This is a genomic window from Sphingomonas sp., from assembly GCF_019749955.1.
In the GTDB taxonomy this organism is placed as follows: domain Bacteria; phylum Pseudomonadota; class Alphaproteobacteria; order Sphingomonadales; family Sphingomonadaceae; genus Sphingomonas.
Genome location: NZ_JAIEPC010000059.1, coordinates 1 through 20230, shown reverse-complemented (window position 1 = coordinate 20230; position 20230 = coordinate 1). Strand labels below are relative to the sequence as shown.

At 65.8% G+C, this 20230-nt stretch carries 18 protein-coding genes, 2 tRNA genes and 1 pseudogene; 10 read left to right on the top strand and 11 right to left on the bottom strand.

Annotation, left to right across the window (positions count from 1 at the left end; translation table 11 throughout):
* From K2W81_RS11865 to K2W81_RS11855, 3 genes are all read left to right on the top strand, one after another.
* Positions 1-614, top strand: a 614-nt coding sequence (locus K2W81_RS11865) for a nucleotidyltransferase family protein (protein WP_294104546.1), incomplete at its 5' end; no start/stop codon positions are given.
* Between the two features lie 46 nt (positions 615-660).
* Positions 661-1956, top strand: a complete 1296-nt coding sequence (locus K2W81_RS11860) for an FAD-dependent oxidoreductase (protein WP_294104544.1) — start codon at positions 661-663, stop codon at positions 1954-1956.
* A gap of 265 nt (positions 1957-2221) precedes the next feature.
* Positions 2222-2298: transfer RNA gene (locus K2W81_RS11855), tRNA-Pro, on the top strand.
* A gap of 246 nt (positions 2299-2544) precedes the next feature.
* Here K2W81_RS11855 and K2W81_RS11850 read toward each other — a convergent pair.
* The 5 genes from K2W81_RS11850 to dapB all read right to left on the bottom strand — a co-directional run bounded on the left by K2W81_RS11850 (position 2545) and on the right by dapB (position 5339).
* A tRNA-Arg gene (locus K2W81_RS11850) sits at positions 2545-2621 on the bottom strand.
* Between the two features lie 45 nt (positions 2622-2666).
* A complete protein-coding gene (locus tag K2W81_RS11845; protein ID WP_294104542.1) occupies positions 2667-3062 on the bottom strand; it encodes a hypothetical protein in 396 nt (131 codons plus the stop codon).
* Positions 3059-3721 (bottom strand): endonuclease III, encoded by a 663-nt coding sequence (nth, locus tag K2W81_RS11840; RefSeq protein ID WP_294104540.1) that lies wholly within the window; start codon positions 3719-3721, stop codon positions 3059-3061. The genes K2W81_RS11845 and nth overlap by 4 nt, the downstream gene beginning before the upstream one ends.
* The gene (locus K2W81_RS11835) at positions 3718-4614 is read right to left on the bottom strand and encodes a DUF1963 domain-containing protein (RefSeq protein WP_294104538.1); all 897 of its coding nucleotides are present in this window, start codon (positions 4612-4614) and stop codon (positions 3718-3720) included. Before K2W81_RS11835 ends, nth begins: the two co-directional genes overlap by 4 nt.
* Entirely contained in the window at positions 4611-5339 is a 729-nt protein-coding gene (dapB, locus tag K2W81_RS11830) for a 4-hydroxy-tetrahydrodipicolinate reductase (RefSeq protein WP_294104536.1), read from the bottom strand. The genes K2W81_RS11835 and dapB overlap by 4 nt, the downstream gene beginning before the upstream one ends.
* 107 nt (positions 5340-5446) lie before the next feature.
* Between dapB and K2W81_RS11825 the strand changes: the two genes are divergently transcribed.
* From K2W81_RS11825 to K2W81_RS11815, 3 genes are read left to right on the top strand one after another with little or no spacing between them, the layout of a single operon-like run.
* Positions 5447-6154 (top strand): NAD-dependent deacylase, encoded by a 708-nt coding sequence (locus tag K2W81_RS11825; protein WP_294104548.1) that lies wholly within the window; start codon positions 5447-5449, stop codon positions 6152-6154.
* The gene (locus tag K2W81_RS11820) at positions 6151-7689 is read left to right on the top strand and encodes a hypothetical protein (protein WP_294104534.1); all 1539 of its coding nucleotides are present in this window, start codon (positions 6151-6153) and stop codon (positions 7687-7689) included. Before K2W81_RS11825 ends, K2W81_RS11820 begins: the two co-directional genes overlap by 4 nt.
* Positions 7686-8861: a CoA transferase gene (locus K2W81_RS11815; protein WP_294104533.1), complete on the top strand. Its 1176-nt coding sequence runs from the start codon at positions 7686-7688 to the stop codon at positions 8859-8861. Before K2W81_RS11820 ends, K2W81_RS11815 begins: the two co-directional genes overlap by 4 nt.
* 138 nt (positions 8862-8999) lie before the next feature.
* Here the strand turns inward: K2W81_RS11815 and K2W81_RS11810 are convergent, their stop codons facing one another.
* The 3 genes from K2W81_RS11810 to acs form a co-directional block, all read right to left on the bottom strand.
* Positions 9000-9833 (bottom strand): TauD/TfdA family dioxygenase, encoded by an 834-nt coding sequence (locus tag K2W81_RS11810; RefSeq protein WP_294104531.1) that lies wholly within the window; start codon positions 9831-9833, stop codon positions 9000-9002.
* A gap of 50 nt (positions 9834-9883) precedes the next feature.
* Complete coding sequence (locus K2W81_RS11805) at positions 9884-11959, bottom strand: M13 family metallopeptidase (RefSeq protein ID WP_294104528.1); 2076 nt, start codon at positions 11957-11959, stop codon at positions 9884-9886.
* 76 nt (positions 11960-12035) lie between these two features.
* Positions 12036-13970 carry an acetate--CoA ligase gene (acs, locus tag K2W81_RS11800; protein WP_294104526.1) on the bottom strand — a complete coding sequence of 645 codons (1935 nt, stop codon included), beginning with the start codon at positions 13968-13970 and terminating at the stop codon, positions 12036-12038.
* Between the two features lie 112 nt (positions 13971-14082).
* Between acs and K2W81_RS11795 the strand changes: the two genes are divergently transcribed.
* The 3 genes from K2W81_RS11795 (at position 14083) to K2W81_RS11785 (ending at position 16902) form a co-directional block, all read left to right on the top strand.
* A complete protein-coding gene (locus K2W81_RS11795) occupies positions 14083-15099 on the top strand; it encodes an NAD-dependent epimerase/dehydratase family protein (protein WP_294104523.1) in 1017 nt (338 codons plus the stop codon).
* 275 nt (positions 15100-15374) lie between these two features.
* A complete protein-coding gene (locus K2W81_RS11790; RefSeq protein ID WP_294104521.1) occupies positions 15375-15854 on the top strand; it encodes a GAF domain-containing protein in 480 nt (159 codons plus the stop codon).
* A gap of 118 nt (positions 15855-15972) precedes the next feature.
* Positions 15973-16902: an RcnB family protein gene (locus K2W81_RS11785; protein ID WP_294104519.1), complete on the top strand. Its 930-nt coding sequence runs from the start codon at positions 15973-15975 to the stop codon at positions 16900-16902.
* Between the two features lie 200 nt (positions 16903-17102).
* Here K2W81_RS11785 and K2W81_RS11780 read toward each other — a convergent pair whose 3' ends face one another.
* The 3 genes from K2W81_RS11780 to K2W81_RS11770 are packed head-to-tail and all read right to left on the bottom strand — an operon-like array spanning position 17103 to position 19461.
* Positions 17103-18401: a M28 family metallopeptidase gene (locus tag K2W81_RS11780; protein WP_294104517.1), complete on the bottom strand. Its 1299-nt coding sequence runs from the start codon at positions 18399-18401 to the stop codon at positions 17103-17105.
* Positions 18402-18440: 39 nt separating this feature from the next.
* On the bottom strand, positions 18441-18965 hold the full coding sequence (locus tag K2W81_RS11775; RefSeq protein ID WP_294104515.1) for a DUF6714 family protein: 525 nt from the start codon (positions 18963-18965) through the stop codon (positions 18441-18443).
* 40 nt (positions 18966-19005) lie between these two features.
* Positions 19006-19461, bottom strand: a complete 456-nt coding sequence (locus K2W81_RS11770; protein WP_294104512.1) for a universal stress protein — start codon at positions 19459-19461, stop codon at positions 19006-19008.
* Positions 19462-19591: 130 nt separating this feature from the next.
* On the opposite strand from K2W81_RS11770, the pseudogene K2W81_RS11765 reads away from it, so the two are divergent.
* A pseudogene (locus K2W81_RS11765) lies at positions 19592-20230 on the top strand (biotin/lipoyl-containing protein); the annotation flags it as partial.

The window sequence follows — 20230 nt, the reverse complement described above, 5'->3', positions numbered from 1 at the left end:
CGGCGGGGTGGGAATGGGTCAAGCCCGATCCCTATGACGACGCCTATTATCGCCGCTGGATGCACGAGCTGCCGCCACTGATCCACCGCGAGCGCGACCGGATGATCGATGTCCATCACACCGTCTTGCCGCTCACCGCGCGGGTGACACCCGACGCCGATGCGCTGATCGCGGACGCTTTGCCGCTTGAGGGTGGGCTGTCGATGCTCAACCCGCAGGACATGATTTGCCACGCCGCCGCGCATCTGATCGCTGACGGCGATCTGGCGGGGGGCCTGCGCAATCTGTGGGATATTCACTGCCTGGTCGAAGAATTCGGGGTCGAGGGCCTTGCTGATCGCGCGGGGCATCATGGCCTAAGGCCTGCTGTGGCGCGCGCCATCCGGCTCGCGACCGCGCTCTATGGCACCGAAGCCGGCGCCGATTGGGGGCAGCTCGACGCCACCGACCGGCTCTTCCTCCGCCGCGTCACCGCGCGCGACGGCTGGGGGCGCACCACTCGCCCCGTCACGCGGCTAGGCTTCTACATTCGCAGCCATTGGCTCCGCATGCCGCCCGCGATGCTTGCCCGCCATCTCTGGGCCAAATGGCGCAAGGGACATTCGGGGCTTTAGCCTTGACGAATCGCTCGCTAGCGTGCGCGCAAAAGGAGAGAGCGAGATGCGCCACATCGCCGTCATCGGGTCGGGCCCTGCAGGCTATTACACGGCAGAGGCATGCCAGAAGCTGTTCGGCGATGCCGTGCGGATCGACATCATCGATCAGTTGCCGGTGCCTTATGGCCTGATCCGCTTCGGCGTCGCGCCCGATCACCAGTCGATCAAGGGCGTTTCGCGCCGCTATGAAGCCGTCGCGCTGACCGACAATGTCCGCTTCGTCGGCAATGTCCGGCTGGGGCGCGACCTGAGCATCGACGAGCTGCATGGCCTGTACGACGCCGTGGTGCTGGCAACCGGCGCCCCGCGCGATCGGTCGTTGGGGATCCCGGGGGAGGATTTGCCCGGCGTGATCGGCTCGGCGGCGTTCGTCGGCTGGTATAATGGGCACCCCGACCATGAAGGTCTTGCGCCGCCGCTGAACGGCCCCGATGTCGCGGTGATTGGCGTCGGCAATGTCGCGCTCGACGTGGCGCGTATCCTGTCGAAGACGCGCGCCGAGTTTGCCGGATCGGACATTACCGCGCCCGCGCTCGACGCGCTCGACGCGGCGACGATCCGCCGGATCACGATCCTCGGGCGGCGCGGGCCGCATCAAATCGCGATGACGCCCAAGGAGCTGGGCGAACTCGGCCATCTCGCACGCTCGGCGCCGTCGGTCGATCCGGCCGATCTGCCGCCGGTCGAGGCCGATGCCGCGCTCGAACCGGGGCTGCGCAAGTCGGTCGCGCATCTGCGCGAGTTCACCACGCTGCCGCCCAAGCCAATGACGGTGGCGTTCGATTTCTTTGCAGCACCGGTGCGGATCGAGGGCAATGGCCACGCCGAACGCGTGATTGTCGAGCGCACGCGGCTCGATGAATTGGGCGGCGTCAGCGGCACGGGTGAGACTTATGCCGTCCCGGCGAGCCTGATCGTCAGTTGCATCGGCTATAAGACCCCGCCGATTCCCGGCGTGCCCTATGATGAGCGCGCGGGGCGCTTCGCCAATGTTGACGGGCTGATCGCGCCGGGGCTGTACGCGGTCGGCTGGGCGCGGCGCGGGCCGACCGGCACGATCGGCACCAACCGCCCCGACGGCCAGGCCGTGGCCGATCGCATCGGCGCCGAAGTAGCAGGCGGCAGCGGCAAGGAAGGTCGCCCCGGCCTCGACCGGCTGCTGTCGGCGCGCGGCGTCGATATCGTGACGTTTCGCGACTGGAAAAAAATCGAAGCCGCCGAAATCGCCCGCGCCCGCGACGGCGCCCCGCGCGAGAAATTCACCTCGATGGCGGCAATGCTCGCGGCGCTGGCGGATTAGCTGGGGCCGGGGGTAGGCTGAGGTGATTCACTCCACACCGTTTGCCCTGAGCTTGTCGAAGGGCCGTCCTTCTTTTGCCCGCCGATCGCGAAAGAAGGACGGTGCTTCGACAAGCTTAGCACGAACGGATCAAGAGTGAGTCCCTTCGACTGAGGCTGGCAGAAGCGAGATTCGGCGGGGGCGTGCACCTTGTCACGCGTGATGCGATCATTTTGACCTTGATAGGCGGGCATCGCCAAGCTAGGCGCGTCCCCCTGCAATGTGTCGGGGCGTGGCGCAGTCTGGTAGCGCACTGGTCTCGGGGTCCAGGGGTCGTAGGTTCGAATCCTATCGCCCCGACCATTGCGGTGGCCGCCGCCGCTATGGCGGTTCCCCCCGAACAAGCCGCCCGAGCAAGCCGATCCCGGAAGATCGGGCGCGAAAAGTGCCAAAAGTTACGACCATCCTAGGGGGTGTCGCGCTGCACCCTGGCCACGGACGTCGCTTTGCTGGCAGGATTCGGTTGTCAAAGAGCGGTGCGGGGTAACCCTCGCACCGGTTTTCCGGCAATGGAAGAGAGGCCGACGCATTTCGCTGCGCGACCAAGAATGGTGCACCCGACTGGATTCGAACCAGTGGCCTCTGCCTTCGGAGGGCAGCGCTCTATCCAGCTGAGCTACGGGTGCCTGATCGTCGCGCCTAGCAAAGCATCCCCGGCCGCGCCAGTGGTTTCAGCGCGCGCGCCTTACTCGCGGCGGCAGCGTCACTTGCTGGAACGGCGCGAGCGCGCAGCGGGCGCCGGGGCCCACCGGATCCTGGTACAGCACGGTGATGATGTCGCTCGAACAGAGTTGGTCGATCGACAGCGTATAGCCGAACCGCTCCTGAAAGCCGAGGCCGGGGCAGGCTTGCGGCAGGGTGACGCGGTAGACCTTGCGGTCGATCATCACGAAGTCGATCACCGAATCGCTGCGCACCAGGCTCTGCGCAATGCGGTGGCGGGTGATGCAGCTTTGCGGCGCGCCGACCGGTGTCGCTTCGGGTACGGTCGTGTCGCGCGCGGCGCCCGGACCGGCCAGCGCCAGTCCGCCGAGCAAAGCAATTGTCGCGAGCATCGGGGTTTTCATGCGACCTCCTTGGCCCGCGCTTTGGGCGCGGGCGTCTTGGGCTTGTACGCGCACAGATCGGCCACAGGGCAGCGCCAGCATTCGGGCGTGCGCGCCTTGCATATATAGCGTCCGTGCAGAATCAGCCAGTGATGCGCGTGCACCCGGAACGGCGCCGGGGTCGCCTTGTCGAGATTGAGCTCGACCGCGAGCGGGGTCTTGCCCTTGGCGAGGCCGGTGCGATTGCCGACGCGGAAAATGTGGGTGTCGACCGCGAAAGTCTCCGCCCCGAAAGCGACGTTGAGCACGACATTGGCGGTCTTGCGCCCGACCCCCGGCAGCTTTTCGAGCGCGTCGCGGTCGGCGGGGACTTCACCGCCATGCTCGTCGACGAGCATTTGTGAGAGCGCGATGACATTCTTGGCCTTGGTATTGAACAGGCCGATCGTCTTGATGTGCTCCTTGAGGCCCGCTTCGCCGAGTGCGAGCATTTGCGCGGGCGTCGCCACCTCGGCAAACAGCGCGCGCGTCGCCTTGTTGACGCCGATGTCGGTCGATTGCGCCGACAGCGCGACCGCGACGACGAGCTGATAGGGATTGCCGAACGCCAGCTCGGTTTCCGGGTGCGGATTATCGGCGGCGAGCCGAGCGTAGAAGTCGATGACGTCGGCTTTTTTCAATGGCAATCCCAAGAATAAGCAACGCGGGAGAAATCGGCCCGCGCAAGGTCGCTGCTGCGGATCAGGAACACGCATTCGCCAACGTCGCCCCACATCACGAGCTCATCAGAGGTCAGGCGCAGCAGGACGTGATCGAAGTCAGCAAAAGCGAGCTGATAGTGCACGTCGCTTTGTGTGTAAGCGGGATAGCCGCCCGTTTGGTGACGCAACGGTCGCGCGGCCGCGTCGCTCTCAAGAAAGGCTTCGAGCGCGTCGATAGTGTAGTGCTGATACAGCGCCGTGATGCGCTTTTCAGCCGCCATGATGCTTTGATCGATCCGATCGACAATCAACGTCGGGCGCAGACCGATCCCGGCGCTGCGCACTGCATCATCCTGAAAGGGAGAAAAGTCCGAGAACTCAACCCCGGCCACAATTTCTAACGGCGGCGGTGGGATGAGGGAGCCCGGCGCTGTAACATCGCATCGACGGACCAGCATGGTCGCGCGAGTTGGATCATCGAAATCGGCACCATGAAGGTCGCCACGCCCAATGAAGAACTGGATGATCCCGCTCTCCGGGTAGCCATCAAGTTCCTGGCATTCGGCGCAGTCGAGTTGCGCAAGAAATTCAAGCGGGACGCCTTGGGCGTCGGAAGGCCACGTTTCGCCCTCGGCCAGCCATGCTGGACCGCAGAGTCGCGAACCAGATGCGGCTATTGCCGCCGATGCATCGGGCATCAGTGCGAGCGCCGGCCGGGTTTGCTGCAGAAACCACGTCTTAAATTCCGCCAGCTCGATGTCCGGGATGGGTGGTTTGACCGGTTTCTTAGTGTTGCCAGCGGGGATGGGCTCCACAGTCGCCGGACCCGGATGCGGCGGTCCGCCGAGAAGCCGCCGGAGAAACTCGATCATAGCCCCAGCACCTCGGCCATGCTGTAGCGCCTCGGTGCGCGACCCGCGAGCCACAGCGCCGCCGTCACCGCGCCATTGGCGAAGATCGCGCGGTCTTCGGCGCGGTGGCCGAGCTCGATCCGCTCGCCGGGGCCTGCGAAAATCACTTGATGATCGCCCGCGACCGAGCCGCCGCGCAGCGACGCAATGCCGATCGTCCCCTCGGCACGGTCACCCGACAGGCCTGCGCGGCCAATCACCGACAGGTCGCCAAGCTCCGTACCGCGCCCCGCAGCGGCGGCCTCACCGAGCAGCAGCGCGGTCCCCGAGGGCGCGTCGACCTTGGCGCGGTGGTGCATCTCGACGATCTCGATGTCCCATGCGGGGCCGAGCCGCTCGGCGGCTTCGCGCACCAGCCGCGCGAGCAAGGTGATGCCGAGCGACGTGTTGCCGGTCTGGAGCACCGCGATGTCGTGCGCGGCGTCCTCGATCAACGCATGATGCGCGGCGCCGAGGCCGGTGGTGCCGACCAGAATCGGCGTGCCACCGGCGCGGGCGGCGGCGAGATTGGCCGCGAGCGCCCCGGGGACGGTGAAGTCGACCAACACATCGGCGGTGGCGGAGAGCGCGGCAGGATCGCCGCCCGCATCGATGCCGCCCGCCAGCGTCGCGCCGTGGCTGGCCAGCGCATCGGCAATCGCGCGCCCCATCCGCCCGGCACTGCCCAGAATCCCGATCGCCGTCATCGCATGCTCTCCCAGGGTCGGTGCTGCGCATGGCAGAAAGCGCCCGCGCCCGACAAGGGGCGATCGTGTGGCTGGCGCCGTGCGGCGTGCTTTCCTATGCTGCGATGATGACGCGGGCGACGAACATTGTGATCCTGACCGGCGCGGGAATTTCGGCCGAGAGCGGTATCGCGACCTTCCGCGGTCCCGGCGGACTCTGGGAAGGGCACCGGGTTGAGGATGTCTGCACGCCCGAGGCGCTCGCGCGCGATCCGGTGCTGGTGCATCGCTTCTATGATTTGCGGCGAGCGGCGCTGGCGACGGTAGTGCCCAATCCCGCGCATGACGCGCTGGCGCGGCTCGATGCGGCATGGCCGGGCGAGTTGCTGATCGTGACGCAGAATGTCGATGATCTGCACGAGCGCGCGGGCGCCAAGCGGCTGCTGCATATGCATGGCGAATTGCGGTCGGCGCTGTGTGCAAGCTGTGGCGACCAATCACGGTGGGAGGGCTCGCTGGCACCCCGCACAAGCTGTCCGGTGTGCGGCGCGGCGGCGCTGCGGCCCGACATCGTGTTCTTCGGCGAGATGCCGTACCGGATGGAGGTGATCGAAGCCGCCATCGCCCGCGCCCATATCTTCGTGTCGATCGGTACTTCGGGCGCGGTCTATCCGGCGGCGGGCTTTGTCCAGACCGCGCGCTGGCACGGGGCGGAGACGTTGGAGCTCAATCTTGAGCCGAGCGCGGGCAGCCATTTGTTTGATGAAAGCCGCACTGGCCCCGCGAGCGTTCTGGTGCCGGCATGGGTCGATGCGATGCTGGCGGCGGTCGCATGAGCGCGGTCGATCCGCGCACGCCGGTGCTGGTCGGGGTCGGCCAGCTTACGGTGCAGTGGCGCGGGGAGGGGGTGGCGCCTGACCCCGCCGGATTGCGTGCCGATGCTGCGCGCGCGGCGCTGGCGGATAGCGGGGCGGCGGGGCTGGCGGCGGCGATCGACCGTGTGGTGGTGATCCGCACGATGGCCGATTCGGTGCCGGGGGCGCCGCAGCTGTTCGGGCGCTGTGCGAATCCGCCGGGGACGCTGGCCGAGGATCTGGGGCTGGGGCCGGTCGACGCGATCTATTCACTGGTCGGTGGCGATCAGCCGCAGGCGCTGGTGAGCGAAGCTGCTGAGGCGATCCACGCTGGCGAAGCGCGCGCTGTGCTCATCGCGGGCAGCGAGGCGACGGCAGCGGTGAAGACGGCGCTGCGGCTGGGGCAGGCGCTCGACTGGTCGCGCAGCAGCGAGGCGGATTTCACCGATCGCGGGTTGGGGTCGCGGCTGTTGTCGCCTTACGAAATCACCAATGGCCTCGGCGCGCCGACTCTGACCTATCCGGCATTCGAGCTCGCGCTGCGGGGGCGGTTGGGGCTGTCGCGCTCGGCGCATGGCGCGCTGATGGCCGAGCTTTGGGCGGGCTTTTCGCAAGTGGCGGCGGCCAATCCGTACAGCCAGTTTCCTGTCGAACGCAGCGCGGCTTTCCTCTCGACACCGTCGGCGGAGAATTACCCGGTCGCCGACCCCTATCTCAAATGGCATGTCGCGCAGGATGCGGTGAATCAGGGTGCGGCTTTGGTGCTGACCTCGGTGGGCGAGGCCGATCAGCTCGGCATTGCGCCTGCCAAGCGCATCTATCTCCACGGCTATGCGCAAGCCGCCGACCGGACGCCGACGGAGCGGCCCGATCTGTCGCGGTCGCGTGCGATCGAGCTGGTGCTTGCGCAGGCATTGGCGTCGGCGGGCAAGGCCGCCGCCGATATCGCGCTGTTCGACCTTTACAGTTGCTTCCCCTGCGTGGTGCTCCTTGCAGCCGAGGCGCTCGGGCTCCATTGGCGCGCGACGCCTGCGACGGTTACCGGCGGGCTGCCATTCTTCGGCGGGCCGGGTAACAGCTATTCGCTCCATGCGATCGCGACGATGGCTGAGCGGTTGCGCGCCGCGCCCGAGGCGTTTGGGCTGATCCTCGCCAATGGCGGGTTCATGTCGAAGGAAGCGGCGGGGGTCTATTCGGCCACGCCTCCGCGCGAGTGGGCGCCGGTATCGAGCGCAGCAATTGTGCAGCAAATTGCCGCCGATTCTACGCCGCACCTGGTCGATGGCCCCGCCGAAGCGACAATCGACACCTATACCGTCGCCTTCAAAAAGGGTGTGCCCCAGCGCGGCTATGTTATCGGCACCACGGCTTCGGGCGCGCGCATCCTCGCCGCCACCGCGCGCGATGACGCCGCGACCCTCGCCGCACTGCTCGCCGCCGATCCGCTTGGCCGCACCGCACAAATCGCGCACGATGGCCGCGCGAACATCATCACCGCGATCGGAGGCGCAGCATGACCCCAGGCGACGGCAAGCCGATGTTGAGCGGCATCAAGGTGGTCGACCTCACCAGCGTCGTGTTCGGTCCCTATTGCACGCAAACGCTCGCCGATCTGGGTGCCGACGTGATCAAGGTCGAATCGCCGCCGATGGGCGATGTGTTCCGCTGGGCGGGCAAGCCGGGGGCGACGCCGGGGATGGGGCCGGGCTTTCTCGCGCTCAATCGCGGCAAGCAGTCGGTGCTGCTCGATCTGAAGAAGCCCGATGATCTCGCGACGATGAAGGCGCTGCTCGCCGACGCCGATGTGTTCGTGTCGAATGTGCGCGGGCAGGGGATGGAGCGGCTCGGCCTTGATTATGCGAGCGTGCGGGCGATCCGGCCCGACATCATCTATGTCCATTGCGTCGGCTTCGGACAGGATGGGCCTTATGCCGATCTGCCGGCCTATGACGATGTCATCCAGGCCGCGAGCGGGGCGACGAGCCTTTCGAAACGCGTCGATGGCGGCGCGGCGCCGCGCTTCATCCCGTCGCTGATCGCGGACAAGGTGTCGGGGCTGCACGGCGCCTATGCGGTGCTGGCCGCGCTGATCCACCGGATGCGGACGGGCGAGGGGCAGTTGGTCGAAGTGCCGATGCTTGAGGCGTTCACCCATTTCATCCTGCTCGAGCATCTGGGCGGGCACACCTTCGATCCGCCCAATGCGCCGACCTGTTACGCGCGGCAGGTCGATCCGAACCGCCAGCCGTTTCCGACCAGCGACGGCTATGTCGCGATTGCGGCCTATGGCGACCGGCATTGGCTGAGCCTGTTTGAAGTGCTGGAGGCGTCGGCGTTTCTGGAAAGACCCGAGCTCGCGACCACCACAGACCGCTTCCACAATATGGCGCTGATGTATCACGAAGTCGCGCGGCTGACGCCGGGGTTGACCACCGCCGAGCTACTCGCACGCTGCGAGGCCGCCAATCTGCCAGCGCGGGAGGCGCGCGACGTCGATGACATCATGGACGACCCGCATCTGAAAGCGACCGGCTTCTTCCAGCGGCGCACCCACCCGACCGAAGGCGATTATTTCGAAATGCGCCCGCCGGTGAAATTCGGCGCGATGCCCGCGCGCGCGCCGAGCCTGCCGCCGAAGCTCGATGAGCAGGGGGCTGAGATCAGGGGTGGGCAACGAGGGCCGGCGTAGAATTTCAAGCCAATGCTGCTTGCCCTGAGCTTGTCGAAGGGCTGTCTTTCTTCTGCCAACCGCTCGAAGAAGAAGGACGGTGCTTCGACAAGCTCAGCACGAACGGTGAAACGTGATTCCCGCAAACTTGGCTGAGCGCTAACTCAGCGGCACGCCCGAAATCGTGATGCGGTGCATCAGCCGTTTGTGCCCGTGGTAGTCGTTGACCGCGAAATGCCAGGTCGAGCGATTGTCCCACACCGCGACCGATCCCGGCGCCCATTGCAGGCGGCACTGGAATTCGTCGCGCATCGCGACGCCGTAGAGATATTGTAGCAGCGGCGCGCTTTCTTCGCGCGTCCATCCTTCGAAATGCAGCGTGAAGGCGGGGTTGACGTAGAGCAGTTCGCGACCGGTGACCGGGTGGTGGATCACCGCCGGGTGGACCGCATTGGCGCTTACGTCATGGCCCTTCAAGTCGGCGGCCTGATCGGTCTTGGCGTAAATGCCGTCATGGCCGTAGATGTGATCGGCGCTGTGCACCGCGCGTAAGCCGCCAAGCGTCGCCTTCAGCCCGTCCGACAGCGCATCGTATGCCGCGCCCATGCTCGCGAAGAGCGTGTCGCCCCCGACCGGGGGCAGCTCGCGCGCGACGAGGATCGATCCCATCGCCGGGACCGGATCATAGCTGTGATCGGTATGCCAGCCGCCGCCGATGTTGACGAACTGCGTCTCGGCTTTGCGGACTTCGGCGATTTCGGGATAGCCGCCGTTGGCGGGGAAGTAATTGTTGACGTCGATATCGCCCCAGCGCCGGGCAAAGGCGATATGGTCTTCCGGCGTCAGTTGCTGGTCGCGCAGTAGCACCACGCCAGTGTCGGCGAGCGCCTGCCGGATCGCCGCCAGCTCATCGTCGCCCATCGCGCGGACATCGACGCCGGTGACTTCCGATCCGCAATGCGGCGCCAACGGCCTGATCTGCATTTCGCCCATGCTGCCTCTCCTTGTTTTATGGAGCGCAGCATGGGCGAAGATTGCCGAGTTTACCAGATGTGGACGCGCTTCTCGGGGGCGATGTAGAGCTTGCTGTCCGGCGTGATGTTAAAGGCGGCGTACCACGCGTCCCTGTTGCGCACGACGCCATTGACCCGGAAATAGGGCGGGCTGTGCGGATCGGTGCGCAAGCGTGCCAGCGCCGCATCGTCGCGCAGCTTGGTCTGCCAGGCTTGCGCCCAGGCCATGAAGAAGCGCTGATCGCCGGTCAGGCCGCCAATCACCTTGGCCTTGCCATGCTTGGCCTGATAGCGCTGATAGGCGCCATAAGCCGCCTCCAGCCCGCCAAGATCGCCGATATTCTCGCCGAGCGTCAGCTTGCCGTTCACTTTCGACCCCGGCAGGCCTTCAAATTGGTCATATTGCGCAGCGAGCGCGGCGGTCCGCTCCTTGAAGGCGGTCTTGGCAGCGGGCGTCCACCAATTTTCGAACTTGCCGGTCGGGCCAAACTGGCTGCCCTGATCGTCGAAGCCATGGCCCATTTCATGGCCGATGATCGCGCCGATCGCGCCATAATTGACGGCGGGGTCGGCGTTCGGGTCGAAATAGGGTGGCTGCAGGATCGCCGCCGGGAAGGTGATCTGATTGGCCAGCGGGCTGTAGTATGCGTTCACCGTTTGCGGCGTCATTGCCCACAGGCTGCGGTCAACCGGCTTGGGGAAGCGCGATAGCTGGAGGTCGTTGGCAAATTCGGCCGAGCGCATCGCGTTGCCCAGCATGTCGCCGCGCACCACCTTGAAGCTGGAATAATCAATGAACTTTTCGGGATAGCCGACCCGGGGTTCGAACGCGGCGAGCTTGACGAGTGCCGCCTTGCGCGTTGCCTCATCCATCCAGCTCGATTTGCTGATCCGGTCTTGATAGGATCCGCGCAGATTTTCGATCAGTTCCTGCATCTGCGCCTTGGCCGCGGGCGGGAAAAAGCGCGCGACGTAGAGCGCGCCCACGGCCTCACCCAGCGCGCCGTTGGTGAGCTGCACACCGCGCTTCCAGCGATCACGCTGCGTCTTCACACCCGACAGCGTGGTCGAATAGAAATCGAAGTTCGCTTGGTCAAAGGCCTTGGGCAGGAAGGTGGAATTAGAGCTGACAAAGTGGAAGGCCATGTAATCCTTCCAGACGTCGAGCGGCGTTGCGGCCATAATCTTGCCGATCGCGATAATCGCGGTGTTATTCGCCATCAGCACCTTCGGCGAGCTGTCGAGTCCGGCGGTCTTGAGCATCAGTGCCCAGTCGAATTCGGGCGCCTTTTTCGTCAGGCCAGCGATATCCTGCGGGTCATTGAGCGCGGCAATGTCGCGGCTCTTTTCGGGCGACCAATGTTCCTTGGCCATGGCGGTTTCGAGCGCCATGATCGCGTCGGCCTTGGCTGCTGCATTTTCGATGCCGGCCAGCGTCTGAATCTTTTCGATGTAAGCGCGGTAAGCCTTGCGATAGCCTTCGTACTTCTCGCCTTCGAGCAGATAATAGTCGCGCGGCATGCCGAGGCCACTTTGGCCAACAGCGGCGGTATAGCGGGTCGGGTCGGCGAGATTGGGGATCACGCCAATGCTCACCGGCGACTGATAGCCGACCGAGGCGAACAATATCTGCAGATCGGTGAGAGTCTTCACCGCGGCGATCTTCTCGAGATAGGGCTTCAGCGGCGCGGTGCCCTTGGCCTCGATGCCGGCTTCGTCGATCCACGTGCCGTAGAAATCGCCAACCTGTTTGCCGGTCGCGCCATATTTCGCGGGGTTCTTCGCCATATCGTCGAGGATTGCGCGGACGTTGACTTCGGCTTCGTCGGTCAGGATGTTGCCATAGCCGACGGCGGCCTTGTCAGCGGGGATCGCAGTGCGCTTGGCCCAGCCGCCATTGGCGAAGGTCCAGAAATCGTCGCCGGGCTTGATCGCCGGATCCTTGGCCGTCAGATCGATGCCGAAGCTGCCGTAGCGCGCCTTTTTGGCGACGGCCGCCGCCTTGAGCGATTTGCCGCCCGGCTTCGCCACGCTGGCCGTGACGGGGGCAAGCATCGCCAACAACGCCAGGCTGGTCGACAAACGGATCATCGTCTTGTTGCGCATGGATACCTCTCTTTTGGTGTGTTGGCGCTGGATAACGGCGAGTCTGTTTCGCCGCAAGCGGAATGGCAGCTTTGCCCTACACCACGCGATTGGCGACAAGATCGTCAACCACCGGCGGATCGGCGAGGGTCGAAGTGTCGCCGAGCGACGTCACATCACCCTCGGCGATCTTGCGCAGGATGCGGCGCATGATCTTGCCCGAGCGGGTTTTGGGGAGGCCCGGCGCGAATTGGAGGGCGTCGGGCGCGGCGATCGGGCCGATTTCCGTCCGCACCCATTTGACCAGATCGGCGCGCAGCGCGTCGTCACCGATCTCGCCCGCGTTGAGTGTGACATAGGCGTAAATGCCTTGCCCCTTGATGTCGTGCGGCATGCCGACGACGGCGGCTTCGGCGACCTTGGGGTGGAGGACGAGCGCCGACTCGACTTCGGCCGTCCCCATGCGGTGGCCGCTGACGTTGATGACATCGTCGACGCGGCCGGTGATCCAGTAATCGCCATCGGCATCGCGGCGGCAGCCGTCGCCGGTGAAATATTTGCCAGGGTAGGTGGTGAAATAGGTCTGGAAGAAGCGCGCATGATCGCCCCAGACGGTGCGCATCTGCCCCGGCCAGCTCGCCGCAATGACGAGGTTGCCCTCGGCGGCGCCGTCGAGCACCTTGCCTTCGAGATCGACGATCTGGGGCATCACGCCGGGAAGGGGGCGTGTCGCGCTGCCGGGCTTGAGCGCCGTCGCGCCGGGCATCGGCGCGATCATCGCGCCACCGGTTTCGGTTTGCCACCAGGTATCGATGATCGGGCAGCGGGCCTCGCCGACGACCTCATGATACCAGCGCCACGCTTCGGGGTTGATCGGCTCGCCGACGGTGCCGAGCAGCTTGAGCGATGCGCGGCTGGTCGCCTGCACAAAGCCGTCGCCCTCCTTCATCAGTGCGCGCAAGGCAGTCGGCGCGGTGAAGATGGTGTGGACCTGATGCCGGTCGACGATCTGCCAGATGCGGCTGGCGTCGGGCCAGTTGGGCAGGCCTTCGTACATCAGCGTCGTCGCGCCATTGGCGAACGGGCCGTAGAGGATGTAGCTGTGCCCGGTGACCCAGCCGATGTCGGCGGCGCACCACCAGACGTCACCGGGGCGATAATCGAAACACCAGTGGTGGGTCAGGCTCGCCCAAAGCAGATAGCCGCCGCTGGTGTGGAGCACGCCCTTCGGCTTGCCGGTCGAGCCGCTGGTGTAGAGGATGAACAGCGGGTCTTCGGCCGCCATCGGCTCGGGCGGGCAGTCGGCTGAGGCTGTGGTGGCGGCTTCGTGATACCAGACGTCACGGCCCGGCTGCATCGTCACCTCGGCGCCGGTTGCCGCAACGACGATCACTTTCTGCAGGCACGGCGCGTGGTGTGCGGCGGCATCGACCGCCGCCTTGAGCGGGATGCGCTTGCCGCCGCGCCGTCCTTCGTCGGCGGTCACCACCAGCTTCGAATCGCAATCGGTGATGCGGCCCGCGAGCGCTTCGGCTGAAAATCCGCCGAACACCACCGAATGAATGGCGCCGATCCGCGCGCAGGCGAGCACCGCAAAGGCGGCTTCGGGGATCATCGGCATGTAGATGGTGATGCGGTCGCCCTTGGCCGCGCCGTTCACCTTCAGCACATTGGCGAAGCGGCAGACTTCGGCGTGGAGTTGGCGGTAGGTGAAGCGGCGCGGTTCCTCAGTCGGCGCGTCGGGTTCCCAGACCAGCGCCACCTGATCGCCGCGCGTCGCCAGATGGCGGTCGAGGCAATTGGCGCTGACGTTGAGCACGCCATCGTCGAACCATTTGATGCCGAAGCTCGCTTCCTCGAACGACCAGTCGCCGGCGCGGGTGGGCGGCGTCATCCAGTCGAGGCGCTGGGCCTGGTCGAGCCAGAAGCGCGCCGGATCGGCCTGCGCGGCGGCATAGAGGGCGGCATAGCCCGCCGCATCGACATGCGCCGTGGCCGCCCAATCGGCGGGTACGGGATAGGGTTCGGGCATCGCTTTCTCCTATGGCGATGATGGCGCGCTGGCGGCGGTCAAAGCAAGCCAATCTGCTTGGCAAGAAATTAGTTTCGATCTAAAACGTATTCGATCATTCGGGAGAGCGGCAATGAGCGGCACGGTACTCGTCACGGGCGGCAGCGGTTACATCGGTGGCTTCGTCATTCGCCAGCTCGTGGCTGAAGGGTGGCAAGTCCACACCACGATCCGCAGCCTGACGCGTGAGGCCGAAGTGCGCGGCTGGCTCGGCGTGCCCGACGCGCAGCTGAAATTCTTCGCCGCCGATCTGCTCAGCGACGATGGCTGGGCCGAAGCCAATGCCGGATGCAGCCACGTCGTCCATGTCGCCTCGCCGCTGCCGACCGGGGCGATCAAGCGTGACGATGATCTGGTCGTTCCTGCCCGCGAGGGTGCATTGCGCGCGCTGCGCTTCGCCAAGGCAGCGGGGGTCACCCGCTTTGTGATGACGTCGTCGGTCGCGGCGATCACCAATGGCCATCGGCAAAAGGTCGCCAACTATACTGAGGCGGACTGGACCAATTTGGCGACGCCGGGGGTCCATGCCTACCCGAAGTCGAAAACCATTGCCGAGCGCGCCGCGCGCGACTGGATGGTGCGCGAAGGCAGCGGCATGACTTATTGCTCGGTCAATCCCGCGCTGGTGCTGGGGCCTGTGCTGAGCCCCGATTTTTCGGGTTCACTCGAAGTCGTCACCCGGCTGCTGTCGGGGTCGCTGCCGGGATTACCCGACATTGGCTTCGGCGTGGTCGATGTGCGCGACGTCGCCGATCTGCATGTGCGCTGCCTGACGTCGGACAAGGTCGCGGGCGAGCGCTTCATCGCGTCGGGGCCGTTCATGAAAATGGCCGAAGTCGGCGCCATTTTGCGCGAGCGGCTGGGGCAGGAAGCGCGCAAAGTGCCCACGCGGCGCCTGCCCGATTTCATGCTGCGGATCGCGGGCCTGTTCGATCCGGCGATCAAGATGGTGGCGAGCGAGCTCGGCACGGTGCGGCGGACCGATGCCGATCATGCGCGCGAGGTGCTCGGCTGGGTGCCGCGCGATGCGGCGGAAACGATTGTGGATACCGCGCGCAGCCTGATCGACCACGGCATCGTCAAGGTCTGAGCCGCGCGCGAAAGGTGTCAAAGGTTACGACCATCCCAGGGGGGTACCGACCTCACCCCGTTCGTGTCGAGCCAAGGCTCTGTCGAGCAACGTCGAGACATCGAGACACGGGGTCCATCGCCCTTGGCCTGTTTCTCGACTGCGCGCGAAACGAACGGTGGAAGTTTATGGAATCAGCGCTGATGTCAAAGAGCGAAACCTGACGCTGACATGCAATTTCCGACATTGGAAGCGCCCTCTCGCCAAGCGGGATGGGCGCCCCTACATCGCGCTTCATGTATGACTTTGCGATTGATGCGAGCGACAAGCCCGCACTTTACCGTGACCTGCTCGGCGCGCTCGACGCGCTGACGGCGGGCGAGCCAGATGCGGTTGCCAATATGGCCAATGCCGCCGCGCTGATCGCGCAATATCTGCCCGATCTCAATTGGTCGGGATTTTACCGGCTGGTCGAAGGCGAGCTGGTGCTCGGGCCGTTCATTGGCAAGCCCGCGTGCATCCGCATTCCGCTGGGGCAGGGGGTGTGCGGCACGGCGGCCTCGACCCGCACGACGCAATTGGTCGACGATGTCCACGCCTTCCCCGGCCATATCGCCTGCGATGCCGACAGCGCGTCCGAACTGGTGGTGCCGATCGTGCGCGACGATGTGCTGATCGGCGTGATCGATCTCGACAGTCCCAAGGTCGCGCGGTTTGACGAAGAGGATGCACGCGGCGTTGAAGCATTGGCTGCGATGCTCGCCACGCGGCTTTGACTGCACCAAAGTGGCACAATGTTGCTAACTGGCGAAAATCCGCCGAAAATGGTATTGAATCCGTTAACTGATCTGCCGCCGGTATTTCGTCGCGGACGTCAGCAAGGGAGCGTTTACCATGCAAAGCCGCTTGATCGCGTCGATTATTCTTGCCACCGGCGTGATCGCCACCCCTGTTGCAGCGCAGCGAATCGACCGTAGTATCGCGCAATATGGTGCCCAGTACGGCGCCCAACTGCCGCAAGTGCCGCAAGTGCCGGTGCAGGTGCCGAACGCGCCCCAAGTGCGGGTGCCCAACGCGCCGCAAGTGCAATGGCAGAACAGCCCGGTTCAGGCGCCACCCGTCCATACGCTCAACCAAGTGCCGCAGGGGCCGCGCGCCTCGCGCTGGGGCGGACAGGTCAATGGTCGCTGGGAAGGTGGCAATCGCGCGCCCGGCGGCTGGGGTGCCTATCGCCGCCCGACGCGCGGCTGGCGCTTGCCGAACTATTGGATCGGTTCGAACTTTTTCATCGACGATTTCGCTTATTACGGTCTCGCCACGCCGCCGCGCGGCTATCGCTGGCTGCGTTACTATGACGACGCGGTGATGATCGACGGTCGCGGTCGCGTCTATGACTCGGTCGGCAATATCGGCTGGGACCAGTATGAAGGCGCCTATGGCCCGACGCCGCAGGGCTATTATACCGCCCCTGGCCGCTGGGAAGGCACCTACACCGGCACCTGGACGCAAGCGCCGCAGCCGCTGCGCGCGCCGCCGCCAGCCGTGAATTACCAGCAGCAGCAAGTCGTTGAGGTGCCGGCCGGTGGTTACTACCAGAGCTATAGCGCGGGCGGCTATGCCAGCGGCGTGACGGTCAACGGCCAGTTCTACCCTGCGGGTCCGCCCGGAAGCGTTTCGACGGTGACGGTGCAGTCGGCGCCGGTGGTGACGACGACGGTGACCGAGTATGTTACCTACACCGCAGCGAAGAAGCGCGTGTGGCGTAAGCCCGTCCGCAAGTGGCGCCCGGCGCCGCGCTGCGTGTGCGGGTGCTGCCACCGGTAGGGGAACAGAGGCTTGACGCCGCTTAAGCCCCTCCCCTGAAGGGGAGGGGTGAATTGGTTTGATCACAAGCTACTCTCGTTTGAACTAACCCAACCCGTCTGTGTCGAGCGAAGTCGAGACACCTTTCGGAGCGCTCGCCCCGGGCCCGTTTCTCGACTTCGCTCGAAACGAACGGGGGAGTTGGGGAAATGGGCCCGCCCTTAGCGCGGTGCGGGCCCTGCCAGCACCGGCACGCTCTCCGCCCCACCCGCGCTGATCGCCGCCACCGCGAAGAGATGGTCGTCGATCAAGGTGTTGACCAATGTCACGCTCGTCGCCGCCACGTCGCGCTTCCCCGTCCAGCCGGGCGAATCGGTGCGCCGCCAATAGACGCGGTATTTCGCCGCGCCCGGCACCGGCTGCCACTTCACTAACGTGTCGAAGCTGCTCGCGCCCGAAATCGTCACCCCCTTCGGCGCGCCGGGCGCGGCGGCGAGGCGACGGATCGCGGCGATATTGATCGCGGTGACTTTCGCCAGATAGGGGAAGTCCATCTTGTCGATCGTGTCGCCATAGTCGATGCCGCCTTCGGTGCGCAGATCCTGGTGCTGCTGCGTCCAATTCTCCGCGCCGACCGAGAAGCGCACTGCCGGGTAGCCGAGCCGCAGGAACGGCTCATGATCGCCGCCGCGCCCGAAGCGATCGGGGCGCCGATCGACGAACACGTCGAGGCCCTTGGGGATGCTCGCCGCGACCGCATCGACCGTCTTGGCGAGCGCGCGGCTCGGGCCGTCATCCTCGCCGCCATTGCCACGCCGGGCGAGCTGTTCCTTGATATCCTCCGACGCGCGGATACCCTCGGAGAACACGCGCACCCGGTCGGCGACGCGGATGCCGTTCTGGCCCATCGTGTTGCCGACAATGTCGTTGTTGAGCATGGCGGAGACTTCCCAGCCGCGCTCCTTCGCCGTTTCGGCGAGCAAGGTGCCGCCCCACAGCCCCTGCTCCTCGCCCGAGAAAATCGCATAGACGATCGTCGCGTCGAACTTCTGTTTGGACAGATGCCGCGCGGCTTCGAGCACGAGCGCCACGCCCGACGCATCGTCGTTCGCGCCGGGTGCGTCCTTGGTGATGTCGAGCGTGTCCGATCCCCGGCTGTCGATATGCGCGCCGATGATGATCACGCGGTTGGGGTCGCGGCCCTTCTGGATGCCGAGCACATCCTCGACGATAACACCGTTCGGCGCGCGCGGCCCGGTGAAGCTGCGCGAAATCCGCTCGACGCTGATGCACCCGCCGCAGCTCTTGCCGATCGCCTCAAACCGCGCGGCGGCCCAGGTGCGCGCGGCGCCGATGCCGCGCTTGGGGTCGGTCGCAGAGGACAGCGTGTTGCGCGTGCCGAACGCCACCAGCGCGGCGACGTCGGCCTTGAGCCGGGTGGGGGACGGGGCTTGCGGCGCTTCGGCAGCGCCGGTCAGCAGCGTGGTGGCGAGGAGGGCGGGGATGAGGAGGATGCGCATGGCGCTATCGTGGCGGGAGGAAGGCGCGGGGGCAAGGGGTTAGCCGATGCTCGCTCGATCATACCAGAATGCCGACAGGGCTTGCTTTGCGCCGTCTGACCAAGTCCCGTCGTTGACGGCATGCCATTCCAGATAATGCACAATCGCCGCCGCTTGCGCTTGAGTAAGATGCGACCAGCGTGCCCGCGAATAATCGGTCCAGGTCTCAGCTGACCGTGGCCAAATTCTGCGGTCTATCGAAAACTTCGTAAACCCATGGGTCAGGTGATAGATCGGCTCGGCACTTCGCAGGGCGCCGTTCAGATCGGCAACCATATAGGCCGCGATATAGAAGCAAATCGCCGTGTCGGAGAGGAACGAAAGCGCGGTAGCCAACCCTTGCGGCACGGAGTCGAGCCACTCGGGGTCCAGCTCTGTCCAGTCCAGCTTGTCCGCAAAGGCGAGGGCAATGAGCGCAGGCTCATCGCCCTGCTCGCTGTTGACGAGCGGCGCGAATGCCGCGTCGGTCTTGGCGGGGAAGGCCGTGTGGATTTCGGCAATGATGTCAGCGACGGCGTTCGGCATGCCTTTATCAGTGCCCCAAGTTCGATGGGCGCTGCCGCCCTCAACTCAACCGATCGATCGCCTCGGGCGTCAGCGAACCCGGCACGATCATGATCGGGATCGACAGCGCGCCTGCTTCGGAGCCGGTGAAGTGCGTCACCAGCGGCCCCGGCGGGCCGCTCGGTGCGGCGGCGAGGACGAGGGCGGCGATTTCGGGGTTGCTCGCGATCATCTGGCGGATGACCTTGCTCGCCTCGCCCTGCTGCACGGTGATGCGGGGCGCGATGCCCGATTCCTCGAGCAGCGTCCCCGCTGCGGCCGCCACCAGCCCCTCGGCATGGACGCGCGCTTCTTCCTCGATCGTCGCCTGCACGCCGCCCCAGGGCACGAAGTCTGCGGTGGGCACCAACGCGAGGATGTCGACGCCGCCGCCGGTCTTCACCGCACGCCGCGCGGCGAAGCGCAGCGCAATCTCGGCCTCGGGGGTTTCGTCGATTACGACCAGATAGATGCGCATCCTCTTGCCCCCTATTTTATCGCGCCAAGGTGGCCCCCGGCGTGGACAAGCGCAAGTGGACTTGACCCGCGCGCGCGGATGGCGAAGGGAAGGCGTCTCCCCAGGACTGACTTGAAGGACGCCCCTTCCGATGCCGATCGAGATCAAGATGCCCGCCCTCTCGCCAACGATGGAGGAGGGCACGCTGGCCAAATGGCTGGTCAAGGAAGGCGATACAGTCAAGTCCGGCGACCTGATGGCCGAGATCGAAACCGACAAGGCGACGATGGAATTCGAAGCCGTCGACGAAGGCGTGATCGGCAAGATTTTGGTCGCGGAAGGGACCGACAATGTGAAGGTCGGCACGGTGATTGCGGTGCTGAACGGCGAGGGTGAGGCGGCGAGTGCGCCTGCCGCCAAGGCTGAACCTGCTCCTGCTCCCTCTCCCCCACGGGGAGAGGGTCGGGGTGAGGGGGCGCCCCAAGCGACGCCGCCTGTGTCGGGGGGGGGGGGGGGCGGCCCCCCCCGCCCCCCCCCCCCCCCCCCAAGCGACGCCGCCTGTGTCGCCCTCACCCCCCGCCGCTGAAGCGGCGACCCCCTCTCCCGAGGGGAGAGGGGATTCAGATCGCGTCAAGGCGAGTCCGCTCGCGCGGCGGATCGCCGAAGCAAAGGGCGTTGATCTGAGCGCGCTGAGCGGCTCAGGTCCAAACGGGCGGATCGTCAAGGCTGATGTCGAGGGCGCAACGCCCGGCGCCGCACCTGCGAGGGCCGCAGCGGCACCTGCACCCGC